Here is a 24,089-nt window from a genome sequence, read left to right as displayed (position 1 = left end):
GTTGGATGTCCCAAAAATACCAGCATTAGGCGTTAAATGCGGTTTAATGCCTAATACCTTATTTACCTTCTTTTTCTTCACGAATATCGATCAGAATCTGTTTAGCAAGTTCGGCAGAATTACCTGAACTCATTGCTTGTTGGCGCTCGAGGCGGCCACGTTTTTTAACGACAACAGGACACACCTGGTCGTCATAGTAACGTTCCTGACAGTGCAGGCAATAAAGGCATTCATTCGGATTAATCTGCCCTTCCGGATGAATAGCCTGCACCATACACTCGTTAGCACAAACCTGACAGGGGTTGCCACACTGCCGTCGGTAGCGTTTCAACCAATCAAACATGCGAATTCGTGCGGGTATTGCCAAGGCTGCGCCCAATGGACACAAATAACGACAATAAAAACGCTCGACAAAGAGACAAGGTGCTAACAGCGCTAATGCTAATAGCACATAAGGCCAGTCACGAATAAATTTAAGCACTATGACTGTTTTAAAAGGCTCAACTTCCGCAAGTCGCTCCGCCAGCTCCAGCGAATGTAACGACACACCAAATAAAATCAGAAAGATTATATATTTGATTGGCCACAGCCGCTCATGTAAGCCCCAGGGCAAAACCCATTGAGGGATACCCACTTTTTTGGCGAACCGTGTAATAAATTCTTGTAATGCACCGAAAGCACATAGCCAACCACAAAAGGCACCCCTCCCCCAGAATAGCAACGCCATCGCAACACTACCCCAAAGGATAAAAATAAAGGGTTCCATTAGGAAGTATTCCCAGCTAAAACCACTGACCAGCGCATTAAATACCGTTAAAATATTGACCACAGAAAGCTGTGCGGAGGCATAGAAACCTATACCAAACAGTGTGAATAGTAAAAATCCTGTTCTAATTCGTTGTGACCAAACCGGGCGTCTGACCAACCAATCCTGAAAAAAGAAAATCGCTGTGAGTATGCCTAATGCAGCAAGTAGGATTGACGACTCAAGCCACTTGTCCTGCCAAAGCTGTTTCCACAAAACAGGCTGCTCGTAGTTATCCACTGCATCGATTTCTGTTGCGCTGAGAGCAGGTGCGGCTTCAAATTTAAGGTAGTGCGCGGGAATTTGATAATCCAAGTGAAAGGTTCTAAATACTTTTTCCAGTGCCTCAAGTTCACGTCCAACCAATAATTGCAGTTTCCAGGGCTTTGCCGGATCAAGTGTGCTGTCACCCGGAATCATGAACAGATCGACTTCCTTGAAATCTTCTGGCGCACCCTCGGCATTAATTTTTCTCAGTTTTTTGTGGTGCAAATCCCGGAAGCGGATAATATCGTCACCCTGGACTAACTCAAACCGGTCAAAAATACCGCCTCGCACATAGCCCGAACCTTTAAAAGAATATTCGCCCTTAGCAGCCACCATAATAGCCTGCTTACCCGGTTTAAGTTTACGCGTTAGGTTTTGGTATTCCGCTGCACCTAACAGACTGACGCCAATACTGGGCACCGATACCTGTGCGACATACAGGTCTATAAAAGTATCATCGGAATGAATCGTGTTAGACTGTGTTCCGTCTTTGAGTTGCGATCCAGCAAAGGCTTTATCAATTTGCCCGGCTGTCAATTTCAGTCGTGTTACTGATTTTTCGGCAACCAGATCAGTCCAGTCTTTTAGCTCCTGTTGCTCCGTATTAACCGAGGCTTTTGGCCCTGCAACCTGGGAGCGCACACCACCCAAACCATAAGCACGTGCCACCTTGATTGCTGAGCGAATAATGCTGTCATCAATAACTCGAATGGTGACTGTAGCACCGCTAATAGCGTCAAAACGGGGATTATCATTTGGTTTTTTTAGAAAAGAAATCAAATCAAAACCAATGTAACCATCCATTAATTGCGTGATTTCTGACTCAGGGATACCGATAAGCACAATGGGTTCTGAATGCTTTATCAACCGAACTGTCTTGATAATCCCTTCAGTATCCAAGCCAACCAAAACATGGATCGGTTTGCCTGAATAGCCAACGGAGTTCACCAACTCTGAATTAAGGAATAAAAATCCGAGACGCTTGTCACCCTGATAAACAGGCACCGCAGAAGTGGATGGGTCAATTTCTCCGTATCGTGTCGAACCTTCAAATAACTCAGCACTAGAGTGCTTCTGGATAAGCTCAAGCAGTGTCACATTCGCTTGAGCACTATTGAGTGTTGCAAAAAATAAAAAGGAGAGAAGTAGAGCGACTCTGAAGAACAGATAGCGAGTTTTAAAGAATAACTGATGGAACGTTCTGACCCTTTGAACCACTGGAAGGGTATACATTAAATATCCTTAAAAATTACCGAGTAATTATACCTTGATCTGCGGGCTATCTTATTTGATCTGTCCCATTCATTCAACAGGCGTAGATGGGATCGGCCTTGATGCCTAGAAATCCCCACTACCTTTTGCGTTGCTGATTCCATTACAATGACGTTTCTTTTCAAAGGAGCGCTTCGTTGAACACAAAAAAATTTATTAGTGCGGAACAACTGCTCCAAGACTCATTCCAGCTCGGTGCCGCTATACTTAACAGCGGTTTTACTCCAAATTTCATTGTCGGCGTCTGGCGCGGCGGCACACCAGTTGGCATTGCCTTGCAGGAACTATTGGATTACTGCGGTGTAACGACAGATCATATCGCTATCCGCACCTCTTACTATACTGGCATCAACCAAACAGCCGAGCATGTTCAAGTGCATGGGCTAAACTATATAGCCAACAGAGTTACCAACAAAGACCGCTTACTCCTAGTCGACGATGTGTTTGACACTGGCGCCAGTATGCAACAAATAATCCTTCATCTTCGTCGTGAATGTGGTGAAAATATTCCTGAAGTCCGCATTGCAACGCCTTATTTTAAGCCGGAAAACAACGTGACTAATTTAATCCCTGATTACTATTTATACGAAACCAGCCAGTGGCTGGTATTCCCCCATGAGCTGAAAGGTTTAAGTAAACAGGAGCTATTAAACGAGAAGCCCGGGATAGAGGCGATCAAAAATTTATTGTTAGAACATTTACATAGCGCTACTTAACGCCTTATCTATGCCTGAGTCCGAGAGATATAGCATCATTTTTAATGGTAATTTGCATGCCGGAACGCGACGCCACGAGGCTTTGCAGCAAATATCTTTGATGACTAATGTCGATGTTGACGAATTGCTCGATGCTCTATTTTCTGTTAAGCCCGTCATTATCAATCAGGTGGAAGACCGGGTGCTTGCTGAAACCTACCTGGACGCGTTTCAAAAAGCTGGCCTAGAGCTTTACATCGAACTCTATTGTGCTGAGCATGACGACATCACTAATGCCGAAATTTTATTTAGTCATTACGCTCCCATTGCCCGTCAGGACGTTGAGCCCAACTACTTGCTTGACGACCCGACACAAAAAGAACAACCCATTAAAACCACCGCTGACGTAGTATCCGAATCAAGCCACTATATAATTTTTAATGGTCGGCTGAACCCTGGTGTCACTAAAAATGAAGCCATAGAGAACATTTGTAACCTTACCAAATCAGAACCAGAAGAAGTCATTGAGCAAGTATTTTCAGTGGTGCCCGTCATCCTGATTGAAACCACGGACATCAATTTTGCACAGGCTTGCCAAAGGGATTATACACACTGCGGACTCCAGGTGGTATTTAGCGAAACGCTGGAAAATAAAGAGACATTGGCGGTAAGCCAATTGCGTGTGCGCGAAGATATCCCCCCGTCAGCGCCGAAAAGAAAGGTGCCTGGCTTTGTCTTGCTACTATTATTCTTAACGCTACTCGGCACGCTGTTCTGGAGCACCATTTATCTGTTTAATAAAGGCTACTTTGAACAGGACAGCGTCCAAACCTTGGATATCAAACTCGAATACGCAAAAGTTGCACCGGTTAAAATAACAGCACCGAGCCAACCTGAACAATTTGCTAAAGATGTTATTCCTAAGCCAATCAAGGAAATTATCCCTCCGAATATTAGGAAAAAACCCATTGCGCCACAGCGCAAAGAACAATCTAAATTGCCTGAAGAACCAGCATTTTCTGAGCCAATACCAACGGCTAAACCCAACGCCAACCAACAAAAACTTCCAAATAAAGAAGTAACAACGCACTTGCCCCCCTCCCAGCTGGCACAGCTCGAACAGGACTATTTTTTACAATTACTAAATTGGTTCGCTCGTCCTGAGCACCAAAGCTACGACAAGGAAACTCGCGGACAAAATCTTGAGGGTGAAATAAAAGTTAAAATTAGCATCTATCGCAATGGCAAAATTAAGGACGTTACGATACTGAGCAGCAGCTCAGAACAACTGACTCAAGTGACACAACAAAGTGCCTTCAAGGCAAGTCCCTATCCGCCGGTTCCCAAGGAAATCACAGGCGAAAACTATAGCTTCACATTACCACTGAAATATACTTTGGAAGGTAAATGATGTGACGGAAAAAACGCTTATCCCTGGATGCTGTTATTCAACAAGTCTTGGTTCCGATGCCGCAACGAACCCCCCGTTAGCATTCAAACGAATCGCTTGCGTCGCGCCCATATAGTTGCGAATCTTTAAACTATGGCCGCGGGCCTTAAGTTCCTCTTGTTCAGCCTTCGGCATCGAGGCTTCGGTCAATAACACATCCGGCCGCCATTGGTGGTGCACCCGTACGGCGGCCAATGCTGCAGGTAATTCCATTTCAAGATCAACAGTATTAACCAGCGCTTGAACCACTTGCGTAATAATCGTTGGTCCGCCAGCAGCGCCTAAAGTCATCACTGGCTTATCATCCTTTAGTAAAATGGTTGGGCTCATACTTGAAAGTGGTCGCTTTCCTGGTTGAATGCTATTTGCTTCAACCCCTACTAGCCCGAAAGCATTGGGTACGCCGGGCTGTATACTAAAATCATCCATTTGATTATTCATCACTACTCCCGAGCCAGGAATGACCACCTTTGACCCGAAAGAGGTATTGACCGTAGTCGTAATGGCGACCCAATTACCATCTTTGTCCGCCGCGGCAATATGGGTTGTATGTTTACCGAAAAAATCTGTCTCGACATTTGGCGGGGTGCCCTGTTGAACCACTGGATTTGATTTACTCATCGTAATTTTTGCCGCCAGACTTCTTGCATACTCAGTGCTAGTTAAGCCTTTCGGTACGTTAACGAAGTCAGAGTCCCCTAGCCAATAAGCGCGATCAGCAAATGCCAACTTCATCACCTCAACAAGCAGATGATGGCGGTCAACATCGGAGAGCCTGCTCACTTCGAACGACTCCAACATATTTAAAATCTGGGCGACATGAATTCCTCCAGAGCTTGGTGGTGGGTAACCCACCAGGGTATAACCACGATACTGAGTAAGTAGCGGCTGCCGAAATTTCAATTGATAATTTGAAAAATCCTCTCGGGTAATGATGCCACCGTTCGCTTTCATCCAGGCATCAAGCTGAGTAGCAAACTCCCCCTGATAAAAATAGTCTGCGCCCTGCTTTGCCAGTTTACGGTAGGTCGCTGCCAAATCTTTTTGTACGAGAATATCCCCAGCCTGAAGTGTTTTTTTCTGGTTATTTAAGAAAATTTTTGCAGAAGCGGGGAATTGTTTTATGCCAGCACCAGCCCAATTCAAACGCTGTGCGTAGAGCTTATTGACTTCAAATCCTTTCTCCGCGAGCAAGGTGCCCGCTTGTAATGCCTGCGCCAGCGATAGTTTGCCACCCTTTTTGATGACGTAATCGTAGGCGGCGACCGAACCAGGAATGCCGATAGCAAGCGCACCCACTTTACTCAGGCTTGCATCAACAGCACCATCGCGTAGATACATATCACGATGTGCGGCGGCTGGCGCCATTTCGCGACCGTCAATCGCCTCAATCCGACCATCAGCCCAACGTATCAGGATAAAGCAGCCACCACCAATACCGGAGTTATAGCCGTCTACTACACCCAAAGCAAGTGCTGCGGCAACGGCTGCATCTATGGCGTTACCGCCCTTTTGATAAGCTGTCAATGCTGCTGCTGTAGCTTCTTGATTAACTGTTGCGATGGCCCCTTTGCCGTCTTGGGTAACCGCAGAATAATTGGTTGGCGCTGGTGAAGCCGTCGCTAAACCGACCAACAACGCCATACTAATGACAATTATTTTTAATATTAAAAGCGGACAATTCATAGTCAACCAACACTTTTTCAAAGCAACAAAACCGCAAACCCACTGACAGGGCGAGCGGCACAAAACCAGCATGTTACCTGCTCCGCGACCAGGAAGCGAGCCCATAAACAAGCCTACGTTTACTTTGATTACGTTTTAATAATCTTCATTACCCCCCCCCATGGGGGAAGTGATATCTGGGTATACTGATATCTTAATTCAGATACTAATTATGCGATCTACTAATTTTTTTGAATTTGTGGTTCTCATCGAATTCGATACAAAAAGAACCATTGATGCCATTGTGGCTTACGAAAGGTCTTAGAATTTTGGCCGGGAAGCGTACCGTTCTGCCGCTGCGGTCTTTTGCAACAACGTCTTTTGCAACCCCTTGATAGAGGGCCAGATAGTCATGTGAAGAAATGACAAGGTCAATGAAAATTTCTGACATAAACGAGCCGAGTTGTATTCTGTGCCGGTTTATCATTATCCGACCGAAGTCGAACCAGCCTATGCCGGCCCGACTTGCCGCGAACGGTATTACTCTCCTTGCTCCATACGCATCAACTCCCTGATGGCTACGGTGAACATAGCAGTATCCACCTGCGGCGCATCACGCAGCTCTTTTTGCATGGACTGCCAACGACTCAATAATTCCTGATGTCCACTGACCCAGAAATCAACACGAGCTGCAGGTTCCTTAGGTGCTGCAGAGCCCATTTTTATAACTGCTTTGGTCAGATTGCGCAGCTGTAAATCCAAGTCATCACGGAAGGTGTCTCGTACAGCGGCATGCCAGCGATTATCGACATCAAGCAGAATGATTTGTTGTCGGAACCAATGCAGGTTAAGACAGTTAGCGAGGTTAAAGAAGATGTTGGCGACCTGCTCTAATTTAGTTCCAGTAGCCGCGGTCGCTTCGATAATGTCCAGTGCAAAGTAAATCGCACTGCAGCTCGCGATATCAGCCGCCAGAGATTCCGGTACGCCGGCTTTTTGAAGCTGCTCATTTGTTGCTTGCCACTGCTTAAGTGGTTCACCACAGAGTATCCCCGGCATGCCTTGACGCAGCTTTTCAATACCTGGGCCAAAATGTTCGATGACGGATTTAACATCACCATAATCGCGGCGATGCCGGATCAACCAGCGTGCGCCATGTCGTACTAACCGCATCAACGAGAACATCATATCAGTTTGCACCTTGGCGCTGACTTGGTTATCCAATGCTTCGATGGCTTTCCAGATTTTCGGCATCTGAAAAACGTCGCGGGCAATCACATAGGCCATGGCGATTTGTTCATTCTGCGCGTCGGTGGAATTCCGCATGCGGTTAACAAAGGTAACGCCCATGTGATTAACAATGTCATTCGCCAGCTGTGTAGCAATAATTTCTCGGCGCAGCTGATGCTTATGCACGGCACTTTTATATTTCTTCGTGAGAATTTTCGGGAATGCAGTCTCTACCGCCTGCGATAGATAGTTGTCGTCTGGGATACTGGTATTGACAAGTATCTCTTTCAATTCGGCTTTACTGTATGAAACCAGAATAGACAGCTCAGGCCGCGTTAAGCTTTTACCCTGCTCATCACGCTGTGCTAGTTCTTCATCTGTTGGCAAAAATTCCAAGGCTCGATTAAGTTTGCCAGTTTCTTCCAGGTAACTGATGTAACGGCGGTATTCGTTCATGTATTCATCGGCACGCGATTGCGCAATACTAATTGCCTGCACCTGCTGGTAGTTATTTTCCAACACCAGTTCCGCCACATCGTTGGTCATGGTGACCAGTAGTTTATTGCGTTGTTTCTCTGTTAACTCACCCGTCGCGACCAGTTCGTTCAGTAAAATTTTGATATTGACCTCATGGTCTGAGCAGTCCACACCGCCTGCGTTATCAATAAAATCCGTATTGCTTGCGCCGCCCTTCAATCCAAATTCGACTCGACCCAGTTGCGTCATACCCAGATTGCCGCCCTCGCCCACAACCTTAGCCTGCAAGTCGGCACCGTTAATGCGGATGGCGTCATTGGCTTTATCACCAACATCAAGGTGCGATTCCGATTTTGCTTTGACATAAGTGCCAATACCTCCATTCCAGATCATATCTACCGGTGCTTTTAGCAGTGCCGTTAACAGATCATTCGGGGTCAGGATAGCCGCTTTAATCGCAAAGCGTTGTTTCATTTCGGGAGAAATAGGGATAGCTTTGACGCTGCGCAGAAAAATACCACCGCCTTTGGAGATTAGTTTTTTCTCGTAATCCGCCCAGCTGGAACGTGGCAGTTCAAACAAGCGTTTACGTTCGACGAAGCTCTTTGCCGCATTAGGGTTGGGATCGATAAAAATATGCATATGGTTGAATGCCGCGACCAGCTGTATGTGCTCCGACAGCAACATTCCATTACCGAAGACATCACCCGCCATATCACCAATACCAACGACAGTAAAATCGCTAGTCTGCGTATCATGACCCTGTTCACGAAAGTGTCTTTGCACCGACACCCATGCGCCGCGCGCGGTAATGCCCATACCCTTATGGTCGTAGCCTTGGCTGCCGCCGGAGGCAAAGGCATCGCCCAGCCAATAGCCATACTCCTTGGCAACGGCATTGGAGATATCAGAAAAAGTGGCGGTGCCTTTATCTGCCGCCACCACCAAATAAGGGTCATCTTCGTCGTAACGCACCACTTTCTGAGGCGGAACAACTTTACCTTTCACTAAATTATCGCTGACATCCAACAGACCACGGATAAAGGTTTTATAACAGGCGATCCCTTCCGCCATATAGGCTTCTCGATCCGTTATTTCAAAGGTCCGATGGGCAACAAAACCACCCTTCGCTCCTACGGGTACAATCACCGCATTTTTAACTTGTTGCGCTTTGACTAAGCCCAGCACCTCAGTGCGGTAATCTTCCGCTCGGTCAGACCAGCGCAAGCCACCACGTGCAACCTTACCACCACGCAGGTGTACGCCTTCCATACGATTTGAGTAGACAAAAATTTCGTACATCGGGCAGGGCAAAGGAATATCCGGTATTTGCTTAGAATCAAATTTAAAGGAGATGTATTCTTTTGACTTACCCCGCGCATCGGTCTGAAAAAAGTTAGTGCGCAACATAGCTTTGTTGAGCTCAAGATAGCGACGCAACACGCGGTCTTCGCTCAAACTCTCAACCTGATCCAGCATACTCAGGTACTCGCTTTCAATTTTATCGAGGTCTGTCTGCCGGGCTTCACTACTGAGCTTAAGTTCAGGATCAAACTTGGTGTTAAAATATTGAACAATCAAACGGGTAAAGTCCATGTGCCTAAGTAACGTGTCAGCAACATAGTCCTGACTTAAACCCAACCTGATTTGTTTGAGATAACGGCTACAGGCGCGTAAAAAAGTAATGGCACGCCAATCCAGCTGTGCTGCTAGAACGAGACGGTTAAAGCTATCGTTCGCAGCCAAACCCCGCCAAACACTATCAAAAGTCTGGGTAAAGAGTTGGTTCGTACTTTCGGCATCAACTTCGCCATCAAGGCGGTAGATCAAGTTAAAATCATGATTCCAAGCCACCTGCCCTTCTTTATCCACTATTTTATAGGGGTGCTCACCGATAACTTTTAACCCCATGTTTTCCAAAATGGGGATGATATCAGATAAAGGTAATGGCTCTTCGCGATGATACAGACTGAAGTGAACCTCCTCCTCGTCTTCCGCGTACTGATAAAACCAAGTGGTCATCGGATTGTCATCGGTCAGCGAGAGAATATGGTGCACGTCGGTAACGCCGACCCGGGGCGGGAAGTTGTCACGAAAGCTGGATGGAAAGGCATTATGAAAACGTCGTCCGTAGAGAATACCGGCTTCTTCACCGTACTTATCCACCAATCCTTGTAATAACTCGTCCTGCCAGGAACGGGTTACATCAACTATTTCTTGCCTTAACGCCTCTAAATCATAGTCGTAAGTCTGATTGGGATTTGTGCGTAAGACGAAATGTGTTCGCACCAAAATGGATTCACTGAAATAAGTGGTAAATTCAACATTGAGTGCTTTAAAATTTTGGCAAAGAATTGCCTGAATTTTCTTTCTTGTGTCCGTGTTATAACTTTCCTTCGGCATATAGACAAGACAGGAAAAAAACTTGCCGTAATGGTCTTTGCGCACAAACAACCGAGTCTGCTGGCGTTCTTTAATTTGGGCAACACGGGTAATAGTGTGAAAGAGTTCATCAATATCCGTTAGAAACAGTTCTTCACGGGGAAAGGTATCGATGACTCGTGCTAACTGTTTACCCTCGTGACTATAGGGGTACAATCCCGAGCGTTGAATAATCTGCTCAACTTTCTTTCGCAGCACCGGAATTCGTTGTGCTCTTTCGGTATAGACCGGCAAACTATAGAGGCCTAAAAAGCCATGTTCACCAATAACTTCACCCTTGTCGTTAAATTCTCGCACCGCAATGTAATCGGGGTAAACCGGCCGATGCACACGTGCCATGCTGCCGGATTTAGCGAAACTAAGAAGCTGTGGTTTTTCAATATAGGATTGCAGGTCGGGGCTGAGTTCATCGAGGTATTTATCCGTCGAAGATTTACGCTTGCGCTTCACCAACCCAAGTTCTTCACTCTCCAAATATTTAACTAATTTCTTGTTGTTATCACCAATTAAGACGTACTTTTTATAGCCTAAAAAAGTAAAATTCTGATCTAACAGCCAGGTTAAGAAGGTTATAGTTTCCGCCAGTTCGTCAGGGTTGATCGGCGGAGGGTTATCCGTTAAAGAAGTAATAATGGTGCTAACCCGTGCTTTCATCGGTTCAAAGTCATCGACCACCGCAGCGACATCACCCAACACGTCTTCCAAGTCCGCTTCTAATTTGGTCAGGGCCGCTTTGTCCGCCATACGATCAATTTCAAAGTACATTAAGGCTTCGGTTTGATAGCCCTTCATATCGATGCGGCAGCCATCCTGATAATTACAAATCGAACGATCCTGAAAAACTCCCTTAGCATTGCGCTTTACCTGCGAAACAATGCTTTGTACCGCATGAATATTGATCTCTTGGTGAGACAGTTCCATTCGCACCGAATCTACCAAAAAAGGCATGTCGGATTGCAATACCATGACAATGGTATGGCTGGACTGCCAAAAGTGCTGTTCATAATCGGGGTTAAAGACCTTAATTTTGGGTTTTTTAGCATTGAAATCCTGAATGAATTTCCACGCGCTAAGGGTTTGTCCGTAGACATCCGTGACATTTTTTCCAGACAGATCGTCAACGGGTACATTCTGAAAGTAATTGCGCGCAAAGGTGGTGACTTTTTCCAACTGAGTTTTACTCAGTTTGCTCTTAAATTCCTTTTCCAATTGCAACATACATTTATTCTTATCGGCCAGCATGACGCCTTTCATTTATGCGATCCTTTGAAATTTGGTGAATGATTAACCCTGTTCAATGCCTTATCCTGTGCAAGTGCTTTACAATAACCTAATTGTTCAACTACCGATAAGTATAGTTAAGAAAAAAATAGCATGACGCTTTCAGCCCCTGAAAATCAGCATAAAATATTAAAAAAATGGCAATTTTGGGTAGATCGTGGCGGCACCTTCACCGATGTTGTCGCGCGAACACCCGAAGGCCGAATTATTACTCGAAAACTGTTATCTGAAAATCCAGAGCAGTACGCAGATGCCGCGCTTCAGGGGATCCGCAATATTCTCAAAATTAAGTCTGCTGATGTCATTCCTCACGAGCTGCTTGAATCTGTAAAAATGGGTACTACCGTGGCGACCAATGCGCTGCTGGAGCGGACAGGCACACCGACAGTGCTCGCGATCACCCGCGGTTTTAAAGATGCGTTGCGTATCGCTTACCAAAATCGCCCCAAGCTTTTTGAACTGGATATTACCCTCCCACAATTGCTTTACCAGGACGTGGTAGAAATCGAGGAACGCGTCAGTGCTCAGGGCGATGTTCTAGTGCCTTTTAATAGCACTGTCGCAACAGAACAATTAAAACAAATTTTTAATCGTGGCATTCGCGCTATCGCTATCGTGCTGATGCATGGTTATCGTTACCATCATCACGAACAGCAACTAGCCGAGATTGCAGCGGAAATTGGATTTACACAAATATCTCTCAGTCATCAAACCAGTCCGCTAATGAAGTTGGTCAGTCGCGGTGATACCACTGTCGTGGATGCCTACCTGTCACCCATTCTGCGTCAATATATCGATCAGGTTGCTGCCGAACTGGGTGGTACACAACTGATGTTTATGCAGTCTAATGGCGGACTGGTCAGTGCCGATTTATTTCAGGGTAAGGACAGCATCCTTTCCGGGCCTGCCGGTGGTATCGTTGGGGCAGTAAAAACCTGCCAGCAGGCAGGTTACGGACGTATTATCACTTTTGATATGGGTGGCACTTCTACTGATGTTGCCCATTTCCAGGGTGAGTATGAGCGCACCTTCGATGCACAAGTGGCCGGTGTTAGAATACGTGCTCCTATGATGCAAATTCATACAGTGGCTGCTGGCGGTGGTTCCATTCTCAGCTTTGCTGGCGAGCGGTTTCGCGTCGGCCCAGAATCTGCAGGTGCTAACCCGGGCCCCGCCTGTTATCGGCGCGGCGGGCCACTGACAGTAACAGATTGCAACCTGTTATTGGGCAAACTCAACCCAGACTTTTTCCCAAGTGTTTTTGGTCAAAATGCCGACCAACCATTGGACAGTCTGGTTGTTGCACAAAAGTTTGATCAAATGTCTCACGAAATTGAACAACAGACAGGTCGTAAGCTAACGCCATTTACCATCGCTGAAGGCTTTCTCAAAATTGCCGTCGATAATATGGCAAATGCCATTAAACAGATATCTACACAACGCGGATATGACGTCACTGATTACACCCTTTGTAGCTTTGGTGGCGCCGGTGGTCAACACGCCTGCTTGGTAGCGGACGCTTTGGGTATGAAAAAAGTAATTCTGCATCCTTTCGCCGGAGTACTGTCTGCTTATGGCATGGGTTTGGCGGATATGCGCACCATCCGTCAGCAGGCGGTAGAACGCCAACTATCAGCCAGTCTCATGCGTGCCCTACAATCAAATTTAATCGAGATGGAAATCGACGCTCGTAACGAACTTATACAGCAGGGAGTCACCAAACAGACAATTCAATTTCTACGTACCGCCTATATTAAATACGAGGGCACCGATTCGAGCCTGCCGATTCCTTTTCAAAAATACGAGGAAGAATACCAGCAGATTATTGCCGCCTTCGCGTCAGCACACCACCAACAGTATGGCTTTAGTGTATCCGCTAAAGCACTGGTTCTGGAATCCATCTGTGTTGAGGCAATGGCTCCGGGTTACAATGAGGACAGCACTCCTCCAACTTTTAGCAACAGACCAGATGGCTTGAGTTCTATTGCACAAAGCTGTTTTTTTAGTGACGGCCAACATCATACTGTGCCGGTCTATAACCGATGTCATCTTCGCCCCGGCGATTATATCGACGGCCCCGCCATGGTTATTGAGGATACTGGCACTAATATCGTCGAAGCGGGTTGGCAGGCACACCTGAGTAAGCTGGGTAATCTGATGCTTGAACGTGTTGTCCCATTGCCCGACCGCGTCACTATCGGTACTCAGGCGGACCCTATTATGCTGGAAGTGTTTAATAATTTGTTTATGTCCATTGCGGAGCAAATGGGAGCGGTTTTAGAAAACACCAGCGCTTCGGTCAATGTGAAGGAACGCCTGGATTTTTCCTGTGCAATTTTTAATGACCAAGGGGATCTGGTCGCAAATGCACCACATATGCCTATCCATCTGGGCTCAATGGGCGAGAGCGTTAAAGGCATCATCGCCAAGTTTGGACAAGAGATTTCGCCCGGTGATAGTTTCATCAGTAACGCGCCCTACAATGGCGGCACTCATCTGCCCGATATAACGGTGATCAGCCCGGTATTCAATCTGAGTGATAGCGAAATACTTTTTTTTGTCGCATCCCGCGGACACCATGCCGATATCGGTGGTATCAGCCCTGGGTCAATGCCACCCAACAGTGTCACAGTTGAGCAGGAAGGAGTGTTGTTCGATAACATTCGCCTAATACAACAGGGTGAATTCAGCGAAAGCTTAATACGCAGGCTATTAACTACTGGCCATTATCCGGCACGTAATCCAGATCAGAACATTGCCGACTTGAAAGCCCAGATTGCTGCGAACAATAAAGGCATCAACGAAATGTGGCGCATGATCAAACACTACGGCGTGGCTGTGGTTAAAGCCTATATGCAACATGTGCAGGATAATGCCGAAGCCTCCGTACGTAAGGTTATAGCTGGTTTAAAAGAGGGTGAGTTCAGCTATCAGATTGATGATTTCGCCACCATCAAAGTCAAACTGACCTTGGACCAAGTCAACGCCAGCGCCGTGGTCGACTTTACCGGCACCTCAGCGCAACTGCCAAATAACTTCAATGCTCCATCGGCGGTATGTAAGGCTGCGGTACTCTATGTCTTCCGTACGCTGGTCAAAGAAGATATCCCCATGAATCAAGGTTGCCTCAAACCGATTCAGATCATTATTCCGTCAGGCTCAATGTTGAATCCATGCTACCCGGCGGCAGTGGTCGCTGGTAATGTGGAAACGTCCCAGTGGATTGTCAATGCGCTCTATGGCGCACTGGGTGTGTGCGCAGCGGCACAGGGCACGATGAATAATTTCACCTTTGGCGATGACACCTACCAATACTACGAAACCATTGCCGGTGGCATGGGAGCTGGCGCTGATTTTGATGGGGTGAGTGCGATACAGTCACACATGACAAACTCACGATTAACAGATCCCGAAGTGCTAGAATGGCGTTTTCCGGTGCTGGTGGATGATTTCTCCATTCGCAAAAATAGCGGTGGCCAAGGCAAACATTGCGGCGGTGATGGGGTGGTTCGCAAGATCCGATTTTTAGAACCTATGTCGGCGGCGATATTGTCGTCCCACCGCAAAACGGCACCCTTTGGATTGGCTGGTGGCCAGCCGGGGGCGCGGGGTAATAACTACGTGCAACGTGCTGACGGAGAGAGAATAAATTTAGAAGCAACTGCCCAAGTGTCGGTAAAAGGCGGTGACACCTTCGTGATAGAAACGCCCGGCGGTGGCGGTTTTGGTCTATCGACAGAGCAATAATGAATATTTTTAATTTGAGCCAGCATGATTTCTGAGCAGGAAATTATTCTTACCAAACTTCTTCCGCCGACCAACAGTGGACGGATGATCCATCGACCACAGTTCGACCAGCTGATAAGTCAACCGCCGACATGCCCGGTAACGCTGATTTGCGCTCCTGCGGGTTATGGCAAATCCACACTCATGGCGGAATGGCATAAAAACCTGAGTGAGCAAAACGAGGTCACCTCATGGCTCTCGCTGGAACAGGACCAAAGCAGTGTTATCGCATTGCTTACCTACTTGATTAGTGCGCTAACCCAGGTGAACGCGATTTCTGGCGCATTGACTCGGGGCCAATTGGTGAACTGGAGTATGGATAGGTCTGCGGCGATTATTGCCACCCTGATGAGGGAGATTGCCGAGCAACCTAAGGCCACGATGCTGTTTATCGATGACTACCACGCAGTTGATACACCTGACATCGCCCAGATTATGGAAATGCTGATCAACCTATTGCCGGATAATCTGTCGCTCATTATTGCCAGTCGCAAACGTCCGCAGTTTTCCGTAGGCAGTTTAAAGGTTCGCAACCGCCTTAAGGAAATCAACACCAACAATCTCAGGTTTAGCGAGCGCGATGTTGCAGCGTTTATCGGCCAACAACTAGGCATAGAGTTCGATGACTCGACTATCCTCAAAATCACACAACAAACCGAAGGCTGGCCGGCAGCAATTCAACTAGTCACTCTGGCTTTGTTGGGAACGTCGAATCACCAGGAAATTCTTAATAAAATATCCGGTAACGTGCTCGACATTGCAGATTATCTTGCTAAGGATGTGCTGGGAAATCTGGCACCTGAAATGCAGCAGTTTTTATTAAATACCTCTGTGCTAAACCGCTTTCAGGCGGAACTCTGTGACGCCATTAATCCAGGGCAAAATAATCGTCAACTCATCAATCAGTGCTTACAGCAAAACCTATTCCTAATCCCCCTGGATCAAACCCGGGGCTGGTATCGTTATCATTATTTGTTTCGTGAATTTTTACTCAATCAACTGGCCATTAATTATCCTAAAAAATTACCAGAACTACATCGATATGCCAGTCGTTGGCTTGCTGAGCAGGGACTGATTGATGATGCCGTATCGCATGCTATCGAAGGTCAGGATTTCCCTTTCTTGGCTGAATTGGTTGAACGCCACGCTAAAAAGTTCATTACCCGTGGTCATATGACCCAAGTCCTGGAATGGGCTCGTCGTATTCCTGCCGAGTTGATTGCTGATCGACCCACTATTCCAGCCTATAAATGCTGTGCGCTCTTTCATATGCGACGACCGACGGAAGCCGCGGAAGCTTTACGCGAAGCCGTACAACGACTGGATGCGTTGGAGGCGCGTGGTGAATCCATCCCTGGGCTGCGCGGCGAACTAAATGTTTATCGTAGTGGCACCGCTGTTGCTGCTGATGATGTCGCTAAGGCGAAAGCTATTGCCATGGAGCCATTAGGTGCTGATGTTGAACCCTTCATCCATGGCGCGCAACAAAATATCCTTGGTTATTGCTATTTTGCCGAAGGTGAATATCAGTTATCACGAGAAGCGCTGGCGCGCGCAAACCATTACCACGCGCAATGCAATTCCACCTACGGCGTGGTCTATTCGCAATGTTTTTCTGCCTTGGTAGAAATGGCTATTGGCGATTTATCCCGGGCCGAGCAGCTATTCAGCCTAGCGGAAAAAACTGCTGAACTGGAAGAAAGCTGGCGCAGTTATATCTCCGCCGAGCCCTCACTTTATCGTGGCTGCATTTTATATGAATGGAATCAAATAGAGGATGCGCGTGAACTACTCGAACAAAATCTCCCCTACGTGGAGCAATGTTCACAGGCCAGCGCGCCGATACTGGGTCATATCGTCATGGCAAAATTGTGCTGGCGTGAGGGAAATCGCTCCGAGGCCTATGCCCATCTGGAGCGGGCACAATCAATCTGCCAATCCGCCAATCTGAAGTATCAACGTCTGCTGGTGGCAAATGAGCAAATTCGATTATTGATTGTAGAAGGACAGATTTACCGCGCTTTGGCAACGGCCAATCTGCTGGGTATTCAGCCCCATTCCGAAACGCCCGATTTAATTCCACAACGCTGGGAACGCGAATCGGGTTTTAAATTGCTGATCAAATCCCGGCTGCTTGCTGGGTTGGGCGAATATACGGAAGCATTGCTCCTGATTGATCAGCTATTAGCCTTGGTGGAGTTAACCGAGACACGCAGGCCGCAGATACTGCTACACATCATGAAAGCACATGCGCAATTGATGTTAAAACAGCAACAACAAGCCCGTCACAATATTTATATCGCCATCGAGAAAGCGCAAAGCGGCCCCTATTTCAGCTTACTTTTAGAGGAAGCACCCTTTGTTTTTGAGCTGGTTAATGGCCAGGAAAACCCAGATGAGCTTTCAAACGATGCACGACACTTTCTGAGCCTGTTAAAAAATCCAAATATTATCAACGAGAGTATTCCCAAGGCCAGTTCTGAATCGGAAAAGCTGAGCAGTCGGGAAATCGAAATCCTGCTACTAATTTCGCAAGGGAAAACTAATCACCAAATCGCGGAGATATTATTTATTGCTGACAATACCGTGAAATGGCATTTGAAGAATATTTTCGACAAACTCAAGGTACGCAACCGTACTTCAGCTGTGTTTGTTGGCAAGGATATGGGTTTAATCAAATAATTATCCATGCTGAACCGACACGAGAGAATAACCTTATTCGGATTGAAACAGCTTACTGACAATAAACCACTTACCTGCCGTTTTTAATAGCTGAAAACTGTTGGTAAAGTTCATCCCCCAGTAGTTCTTTTCCTTGAGGATAACCGTTGCGGTTTGCTCAGTCGTTGCCGCAGAACTGAGTTCGGCTTGATAAGGTTCTCCTGATGATGCCGGACTAGGCGCAGTCGCTACCGCCTGATAAAAGATATCCGGTGTCCCGGTCATCAACTCTCCGTTTAAATAGCCGTACATGGCTGCCTGCTTATGAAATAGCTGCCGAAGGCCTTCAACATCCCCCTGTCGGCAGCACTCGACGTAGGCATCAATGGTGGCCGTTGGTGAACTTTGATCGATCATAAGAGTTTTCCTGTATAGCATACTGGGTTAGCGTTTCGACATATTATGCCGTTAACAGAGTTTATTCACCAATTGTTGAGCCGCTGCGATCACCTGTTCCTGATGTGGTTGTAATTGTTGTCCACCCAGCCCTGCCATCATCTCTAAAAAAGGATCTTCAACTGACGTGCGAATACCACTTAACTCTTCCAGTATCGCCAGCCCCATGAAAGGTAGGGTATCGTCATCATAGCCGCCTTCATGACACATTAAAATACGACCGCCACAAACCTCATCCGCAACACTCATTAACTTTTTAGTTAAAGAACGATATCCACCACTGTGCATCTGCATTCGTCCCAGCGGATCATAAGCCCCGGCATCTAAACCGGAGGGAACGATTATCAACTGTGGTCGATAAGCTTTTAATGCGGGAATAACGACCCGATCAAAAGCCGCCTCATAGGCGCCCACCCCGGAACCGGCGGGTAACGGAATATTGATATTAAACCCTTCGCCCTCGCCTTCACCGTTTTCATGCAGGTAGCCAGAGTTTGGCGGGAAGCAACAATCTTGGTGTATGGAGATAGTCAGCGCGCGGGGATCGTTATAGAAGCCACTTTGTGTACCATTTCCATGGTGGACATCCCAATCGACGGTGGCAATACGTTCTAAGCCATAAGACTCTAACGCATGTTTGCCAGCGATGACGGCATTACCAAAAAGACAGAAACCCATACCCTCATTAGCGAGCGCATGATGGCCCGGCGGGCGCACCAAGGCATAAGCATTGCTCACTGCACCGGACATAATGGCTTCCAGCGCTGCTAGCAGGCCGCCCGCAGAGAGACGCGCAATCTCATAGCTACCGGCCCCCATGGGGGTATAAAATCCGGCATCACCACCACCGCTAGCACTGAGTGCTTTTATTTTTTCCAAATAATCACGGGTGTGAAAGCGTAGAATTTCCTCTTCTGTGGCCTCCCGTGCTGTAATTGGCTGTAACTGCTTCAACAGCCCAGACACTTCCAATAAATTACGAAAACGCCGCTTGGTTTCCGGGTTTTCCACATGGGTACCGGGTTGCACTGGATTGCCATAGGGCATCACACCGGCATAATTGCCCGTGTTATGCCACATATAAATTTCGTGCCATACAAAACCTGTCTTTTTACTGCTCATAGGTATTCTCTTTTATCAACAATGGGGCCGCTGTGACGACATTGTAAAAACTGCTTAATTTTATTCTACCCGCTGGTAGACAGCTTTACCTCTAAACAATGTCATTTCAACCTGAGTATCACTAATTTTTTCAGCTGGAATCTCAAACAGGTTTTGATCCAGCACTATCAAATCAGCCAATTTTCCTTGCTCGATAGAGCCAGTCTCATTATCCAGTCGCAATGCTTTTGCGCCACCGCGCGTATAGATTTCCAGGGCTTGGGTAAGAGTGATTGCCTGTTCCGGCCAAAATGTACCCGGAAACTCATCGCGAGGGTCGGCACGGGTTATCATGGCTTCGATACCCACCCAGGGATCCATCGTCGGCACAGCCGCAGGCCAATCGGAACCGGCCGCCAGCGGTGCGCCGGATTCGACCAAGTCTTTGATCGGCCAATACTGTTCACCGCGCGGGCCTACAGCACCTAGTACCGAATCAATAATGGGTGATGGATGCCACAAATAGGGTGATAGATCGGCAACGGCATTAAGCTCAGCAAATCTGGGCAAATCGACTTCATCAATATAACCGGCATGCGCTAACTCATGACGCAACCCACTATCGCCATTGGCTTTCCTAGCCTGCTCGATGGCATCAAGGGTAACTTGCACCGAACGATCCCCAGCGGTATGTATCTTGACGGTAAAACCCGCTTTATCCATTGCCGTAATCATCTCAGCCAGTTTTTCCAGATCAAAATGAAGGCCGCCATTATGGCTATGACCGCCACTTCCGGCGGGCAGATAATTGGCTAACATGGCTGCCGTACGCGAGGATGTCGGCACACCGTCCATAAATATTTTCACAAAGCGCGTATCAACTTGATCAGCACTGTATTTATCTCTTAACGCCTCTAGCTTGGAAACATCAAATACAGCTTTATCAAGCCCATACTTGACGTCGATTGCAGCGGCCAAATGTAAGGTCACCGCGTTGGCGTCTCCCAGTGCTTTAAACGCAGCCAGCGCACTTTCTCCGGTCCAGGCATCCTTGAGGCCGGTAATGCCATACTGATTGGCGGTTTTCATCGCATGGATTGTGGCTGCTTTATACTGCGCCAAAGACCAGTCTGGCACTAGCTGTTCAACCAACTGATTAGCATGCTCGAGCAGTAAACCGTTAGGTTCCCCGCTGACAGCATCACGCCCTATCACGCCACCCTCGACTGCCGGGCTGTCTTTGTTAATTCCCGCCATTTCCAGAGCTTTGCTGTTGGCCCAGCCATCATGCCCAGAGTCTGAACTCAACAACACCGGTTTATCCGCTGATACGGCATCCAGCAGTGCTTTCGGAGAATCTATCGGATACTTAACAAAAAGATCACTGTCCCACTGGCCGCCGATAATCCACTCAGCATCGGGATTATCCTTCACGCACTCGGACACAGCCGCAACAATTTCTTCGGGGGTTGCGGTAAAGGGAAATACGCATTGGTAGAGCATCTTTAGTCCGCCCATTTCCGGATGTTGATGGGCATCGTTTATTCCCGGCATTGCCATCTTACCCTGCAGGTCAAACAACTGGGTTCGCTTGCCTCGATACTGTTCAGCGGCTTTCATATCGCCAACATAGAGATATTTGCCATCCTTAATAGCCACGGCTTCTGCCCATGGCTGTTTAGCATTGAGCGTGTAAATTTTACCGTTAACCAGTAGCGTATCAGCAGTGTCGATACTCGCCTTCTTGTGTACTGACGACGAGTCACAGGCTGAGATTAATAATGTGAACAATATGAGGAAAGCTGTTTTTTTAATCATCTTAGGTTACTCGCTGACAGGCTCATTTGTTAATAAATAATCGGTTGTTTGGACAACCTTGGTTAAGGGTGAAAAAGGCCCGGCAAAACCGGGCCGAATCGACTACGACAGAGGGAGTCTATTTGCCTAGAAGTTGTAGTTAACGGTGACACCGTAGGTTACTGGCATGCCCATACTGCGGACGTAAGGGCCATTGCCTCCGGCGTAAGCTGCCGGATAGTAATCTTCATCCGTGATATTGCGTCCCCAAAGCAAGGCACGCCATTTACCATCGACGTCTTTAATGCCGATGCGCGCGTTGTAAATGCTGTAGTCGTCCGTTGCATCTTCGGGTTTGGCGCCACCGGAGGTTTCATCGGTAAAGTTGAAATCGGCACCCACTTCCATCATTAGCGCATCTCCTAGCGCCCATTCATAATGAGCCATTGCGTTGTATGTCCACTCCGGCGATTGTGCTAATTCACGGCCAGAAGCGTCAAAAGTAACGATGGTTGGCCAAACGCTGGTATTTGAGGTGGCGTTCCATTTTTCAACTAACGTATCCAGGTACGCAACCCCAAGGTTGATGGTCAAACCCTCCAGCGGAACCCACTGCATATCCAACTCAGCACCGTTAATGCGCGACTCTGGCACATTGGTTAAACCGCCGATATTGCCGACGAAGGCGACCGCCAAATCCTGCTCTTGTTTATCTTCATAGTCATACCAGAACGCCGCAAAGTTCATTTGCATCGAGCCATCCAGCAAAGTGCTTTTAATCCCGATTTCTAAGGCAGTTACCTCTTCCTCTTTGTAGGGTTTGAGCTGTAACGTGGTGTTCGAATTGGCACCATTAAATCCACCAGATTTAAAAGCGTTAGAGTAGGTCGCATAAACCAACAGGTCTTCTGTAATGGCGTAATCAATACCGAGTTTGCCCATCCATTTTTCCGTGCTGATACTGTCCTTGTAAACGTGGAAAGCGTCGTTGACATTGGGCCCGCCAATCAAAGCAAAGATATAGGTCGGCGAATTCGGATCATCATCGATGGTGCCACAGTCTCCCGCGCCGACAGTGGTGCCAAACTGGGCGTTTAAAAAGCCCGCTAGACTGCCGTCATTAGCAACAAAGGTACAACCCTGCCAATCGCGCTCTTCTTCGGTATAACGCAAGCCGACAGTTAGGCGCATTTTGTCGGTGAACTGCCATTCAACATGCCCAAACACTGCTTGTGACTCTGTTTCCTGAGAGTATTTGGTGTCCAGTTCCAAAATTGGCGTGCCTGCAAAGAGACCAACTCCCCAAGGGATCGAACCTAAGCCAAATACCGAATCCGACATGAAGTAATGGTAGTACTCATCCATTTCATCTTCGGAGTAATACAGCCCGGCGATCCAAAGTAGTTTATCGGTCTGGCCTGACAGGCGCAGCTCCTGCGAAAACACCTGTAAATCCGTAGTGTTAATATTGCTAGAATCATTAAAGAAACCGCCATCCCAATCGTTCGATTCTTGGCGCTCAAAATCGTCATAACCCGTAATTGAAGTGAGCGTCATATTCCCTAAGTCCCATTCCAGTTTCAGCGACAGCCCTTTCAGCTCATTGTCGCGTTGTGGCCGGATGTCCCAGGTTTTACCGGTGACTGGGCTGGTATAACTATTGGTCCAGTCCGCTGCCCGGTTGTCCCCGGTGGAATACCAAGGTGGTGTTTCACCAAAATTCGAGCCGGTCGGCAGGAAATAATTCTCCAACGGTGTATAAGGATTATTAAATTCCGCGAGACCAGACAGCGTACCGTTATAGGCTGTGTTTGCCTTGTTGTCGGACTGATCTTCCACATAATGCAAGTTGAGTAAGGCACTTAGTGTATCGGAGAGATTAAAGTTAAACATCGCCCGAATAGCATTGGTGTCTTTTTCGCCCAGCTCATCATTTCTGGTCTGGCTTTTCTGCCAGCCTTCACTGGATTGGCTGGTTTTAAAGGCGACGCGTGCCTGCAAGGCATCCGACAAGCTGCCATTGATGAAACCCTCTAAATCCAACTGATCGAAACGGCCATAGCTGGCAGTCACACCGGCGGCGAATTCTTCCGTTGGCTTCTTGCTGATAAAGTTAATTTGCCCGGCGGTAGTATTACGGCCATAGAGATCCCCTTGCGGTCCCTTTAATACCTCAATGCGCTCCACATCGAATACCACCCCTCGGCTCATAACGGTGTAGGGAATCGCCACTTCATCAAAATAGAGACCTACGGTCGAGGACGCGGCAGTTGAGTAGTCCTGAAAACCAATGCCGCGAATCGTGTAGAGCGGTACACCGGTCGCCGCCGTTTCATTAACCGTCAGACCAGGGGTAAATTGCGCGATATCTTCAGCTGAAGCGACACCAAGATCCTTTATAACTTCTCCGGAGAAGGCATTGACGGTAATACCTACGTCATTGATGCTTTGCGCATGCTTTTGTGCGGTGACAACAATTTCCTCTAATACTTGGGCCGCATCGGCTAAAGAGACTAAACCAAGACTCAACGAAGCAACACTCACCGCCGATAACAGCGCATTTTTCTCGAACCCTTTAGACATTATTTTTTTCATCACTCCCCCCTTCCACTTATTAGTTATTAATGTGAAATAAATAGTAGAGAATACGCGTACAAATAATAACCGCGCGAAATAAGTGTTTTGATTCACCCGCTACCCACCC

At 47.3% G+C, this 24,089-nt stretch carries 12 protein-coding genes; 4 read left to right on the top strand and 8 right to left on the bottom strand.

What is annotated here, in order from left to right; genetic code table 11:
* Nucleotides 1-58: 58 nt before the first annotated feature.
* Complete coding sequence (locus H6995_07080; protein MCP5214752.1) at nucleotides 59-2,305, bottom strand: regulatory protein NosR; 2,247 nt, start codon at nucleotides 2,303-2,305, stop codon at nucleotides 59-61.
* 176 nt (nucleotides 2,306-2,481) lie between these two features.
* Here H6995_07080 and H6995_07075 point away from each other — a divergent pair, with 176 nt between their 5' ends.
* A complete protein-coding gene (locus tag H6995_07075) occupies nucleotides 2,482-3,060 on the top strand; it encodes a hypoxanthine phosphoribosyltransferase (GenBank protein MCP5214751.1) in 579 nt (192 codons plus the stop codon).
* 10 nt (nucleotides 3,061-3,070) lie between these two features.
* The gene (locus H6995_07070; protein MCP5214750.1) at nucleotides 3,071-4,450 is read left to right on the top strand and encodes a TonB family protein; all 1,380 of its coding nucleotides are present in this window, start codon (nucleotides 3,071-3,073) and stop codon (nucleotides 4,448-4,450) included.
* 33 nt (nucleotides 4,451-4,483) lie between these two features.
* On the opposite strand, the gene ggt is transcribed toward H6995_07070, so the two are convergent.
* From ggt to H6995_07055, 3 genes are all read right to left on the bottom strand, one after another.
* Nucleotides 4,484-6,175 carry a gamma-glutamyltransferase gene (gene ggt / locus H6995_07065; protein MCP5214749.1) on the bottom strand — a complete coding sequence of 564 codons (1,692 nt, stop codon included), beginning with the start codon at nucleotides 6,173-6,175 and terminating at the stop codon, nucleotides 4,484-4,486.
* 205 nt (nucleotides 6,176-6,380) lie between these two features.
* Complete coding sequence (locus H6995_07060; GenBank protein MCP5214748.1) at nucleotides 6,381-6,605, bottom strand: DUF2835 domain-containing protein; 225 nt, start codon at nucleotides 6,603-6,605, stop codon at nucleotides 6,381-6,383.
* Nucleotides 6,606-6,694: 89 nt separating this feature from the next.
* Nucleotides 6,695-11,557: an NAD-glutamate dehydrogenase gene (locus H6995_07055; GenBank protein MCP5214747.1), complete on the bottom strand. Its 4,863-nt coding sequence runs from the start codon at nucleotides 11,555-11,557 to the stop codon at nucleotides 6,695-6,697.
* Between the two features lie 120 nt (nucleotides 11,558-11,677).
* On the opposite strand from H6995_07055, the gene H6995_07050 reads away from it, so the two are divergent.
* Both H6995_07050 and H6995_07045 read left to right on the top strand, forming a co-directional pair.
* On the top strand, nucleotides 11,678-15,331 hold the full coding sequence (locus tag H6995_07050; GenBank protein ID MCP5214746.1) for a hydantoinase B/oxoprolinase family protein: 3,654 nt from the start codon (nucleotides 11,678-11,680) through the stop codon (nucleotides 15,329-15,331).
* A gap of 24 nt (nucleotides 15,332-15,355) precedes the next feature.
* Nucleotides 15,356-18,052, top strand: coding sequence for a hypothetical protein (locus tag H6995_07045; GenBank protein MCP5214745.1), 2,697 nt, complete (start codon nucleotides 15,356-15,358; stop codon nucleotides 18,050-18,052).
* 33 nt (nucleotides 18,053-18,085) lie between these two features.
* On the opposite strand, the gene H6995_07040 is transcribed toward H6995_07045, so the two are convergent.
* From H6995_07040 to H6995_07025, 4 genes are all read right to left on the bottom strand, one after another.
* Complete coding sequence (locus H6995_07040; GenBank protein MCP5214744.1) at nucleotides 18,086-18,448, bottom strand: nuclear transport factor 2 family protein; 363 nt, start codon at nucleotides 18,446-18,448, stop codon at nucleotides 18,086-18,088.
* Nucleotides 18,449-18,499: 51 nt separating this feature from the next.
* A complete protein-coding gene (locus H6995_07035; GenBank protein ID MCP5214743.1) occupies nucleotides 18,500-19,609 on the bottom strand; it encodes a class II histone deacetylase in 1,110 nt (369 codons plus the stop codon).
* A 60-nt stretch (nucleotides 19,610-19,669) separates the two neighbouring features.
* The gene (locus H6995_07030; protein ID MCP5214742.1) at nucleotides 19,670-21,406 is read right to left on the bottom strand and encodes an amidohydrolase; all 1,737 of its coding nucleotides are present in this window, start codon (nucleotides 21,404-21,406) and stop codon (nucleotides 19,670-19,672) included.
* Nucleotides 21,407-21,532: 126 nt separating this feature from the next.
* Nucleotides 21,533-23,968 (bottom strand): TonB-dependent receptor, encoded by a 2,436-nt coding sequence (locus H6995_07025; protein MCP5214741.1) that lies wholly within the window; start codon nucleotides 23,966-23,968, stop codon nucleotides 21,533-21,535.
* Between the last annotated feature and the right edge of the window lie 121 nt (nucleotides 23,969-24,089).

The organism is Pseudomonadales bacterium (assembly GCA_024234615.1).
Taxonomy (GTDB): Bacteria; Pseudomonadota; Gammaproteobacteria; order Pseudomonadales; family IMCC2047; genus JAJFKB01.
Note: the sequence above shows the minus strand (reverse complement) of the source record. Positions and strands in the feature narration are given on the sequence as shown.

Bases quoted from the DNA above. Each gene is read 5' to 3' on its own strand.
- H6995_07025 (MCP5214741.1), bottom strand. From the start codon at position 23,968: ATGTCTAAAGGGTTCGAGAAAAATGCGCTGTTATCGGCGGTGAGTGTT.
- H6995_07050 (MCP5214746.1), top strand. From the start codon at position 11,678: ATGACGCTTTCAGCCCCTGAAAATCAGCATAAAATATTAAAAAAATGG.
- H6995_07080 (MCP5214752.1), bottom strand. From the start codon at position 2,305: ATGTATACCCTTCCAGTGGTTCAAAGGGTCAGAACGTTCCATCAGTTA.
- H6995_07060 (MCP5214748.1), bottom strand. From the start codon at position 6,605: ATGTCAGAAATTTTCATTGACCTTGTCATTTCTTCACATGACTATCTG.
- H6995_07030 (MCP5214742.1), bottom strand. From the start codon at position 21,406: ATGATTAAAAAAACAGCTTTCCTCATATTGTTCACATTATTAATCTCA.
- H6995_07040 (MCP5214744.1), bottom strand. From the start codon at position 18,448: ATGATCGATCAAAGTTCACCAACGGCCACCATTGATGCCTACGTCGAG.
- ggt (MCP5214749.1), bottom strand. From the start codon at position 6,175: ATGAATTGTCCGCTTTTAATATTAAAAATAATTGTCATTAGTATGGCG.
- H6995_07070 (MCP5214750.1), top strand. From the start codon at position 3,071: ATGCCTGAGTCCGAGAGATATAGCATCATTTTTAATGGTAATTTGCAT.
- H6995_07045 (MCP5214745.1), top strand. From the start codon at position 15,356: ATGATTTCTGAGCAGGAAATTATTCTTACCAAACTTCTTCCGCCGACC.
- H6995_07035 (MCP5214743.1), bottom strand. From the start codon at position 19,609: ATGAGCAGTAAAAAGACAGGTTTTGTATGGCACGAAATTTATATGTGG.
- H6995_07055 (MCP5214747.1), bottom strand. From the start codon at position 11,557: ATGAAAGGCGTCATGCTGGCCGATAAGAATAAATGTATGTTGCAATTG.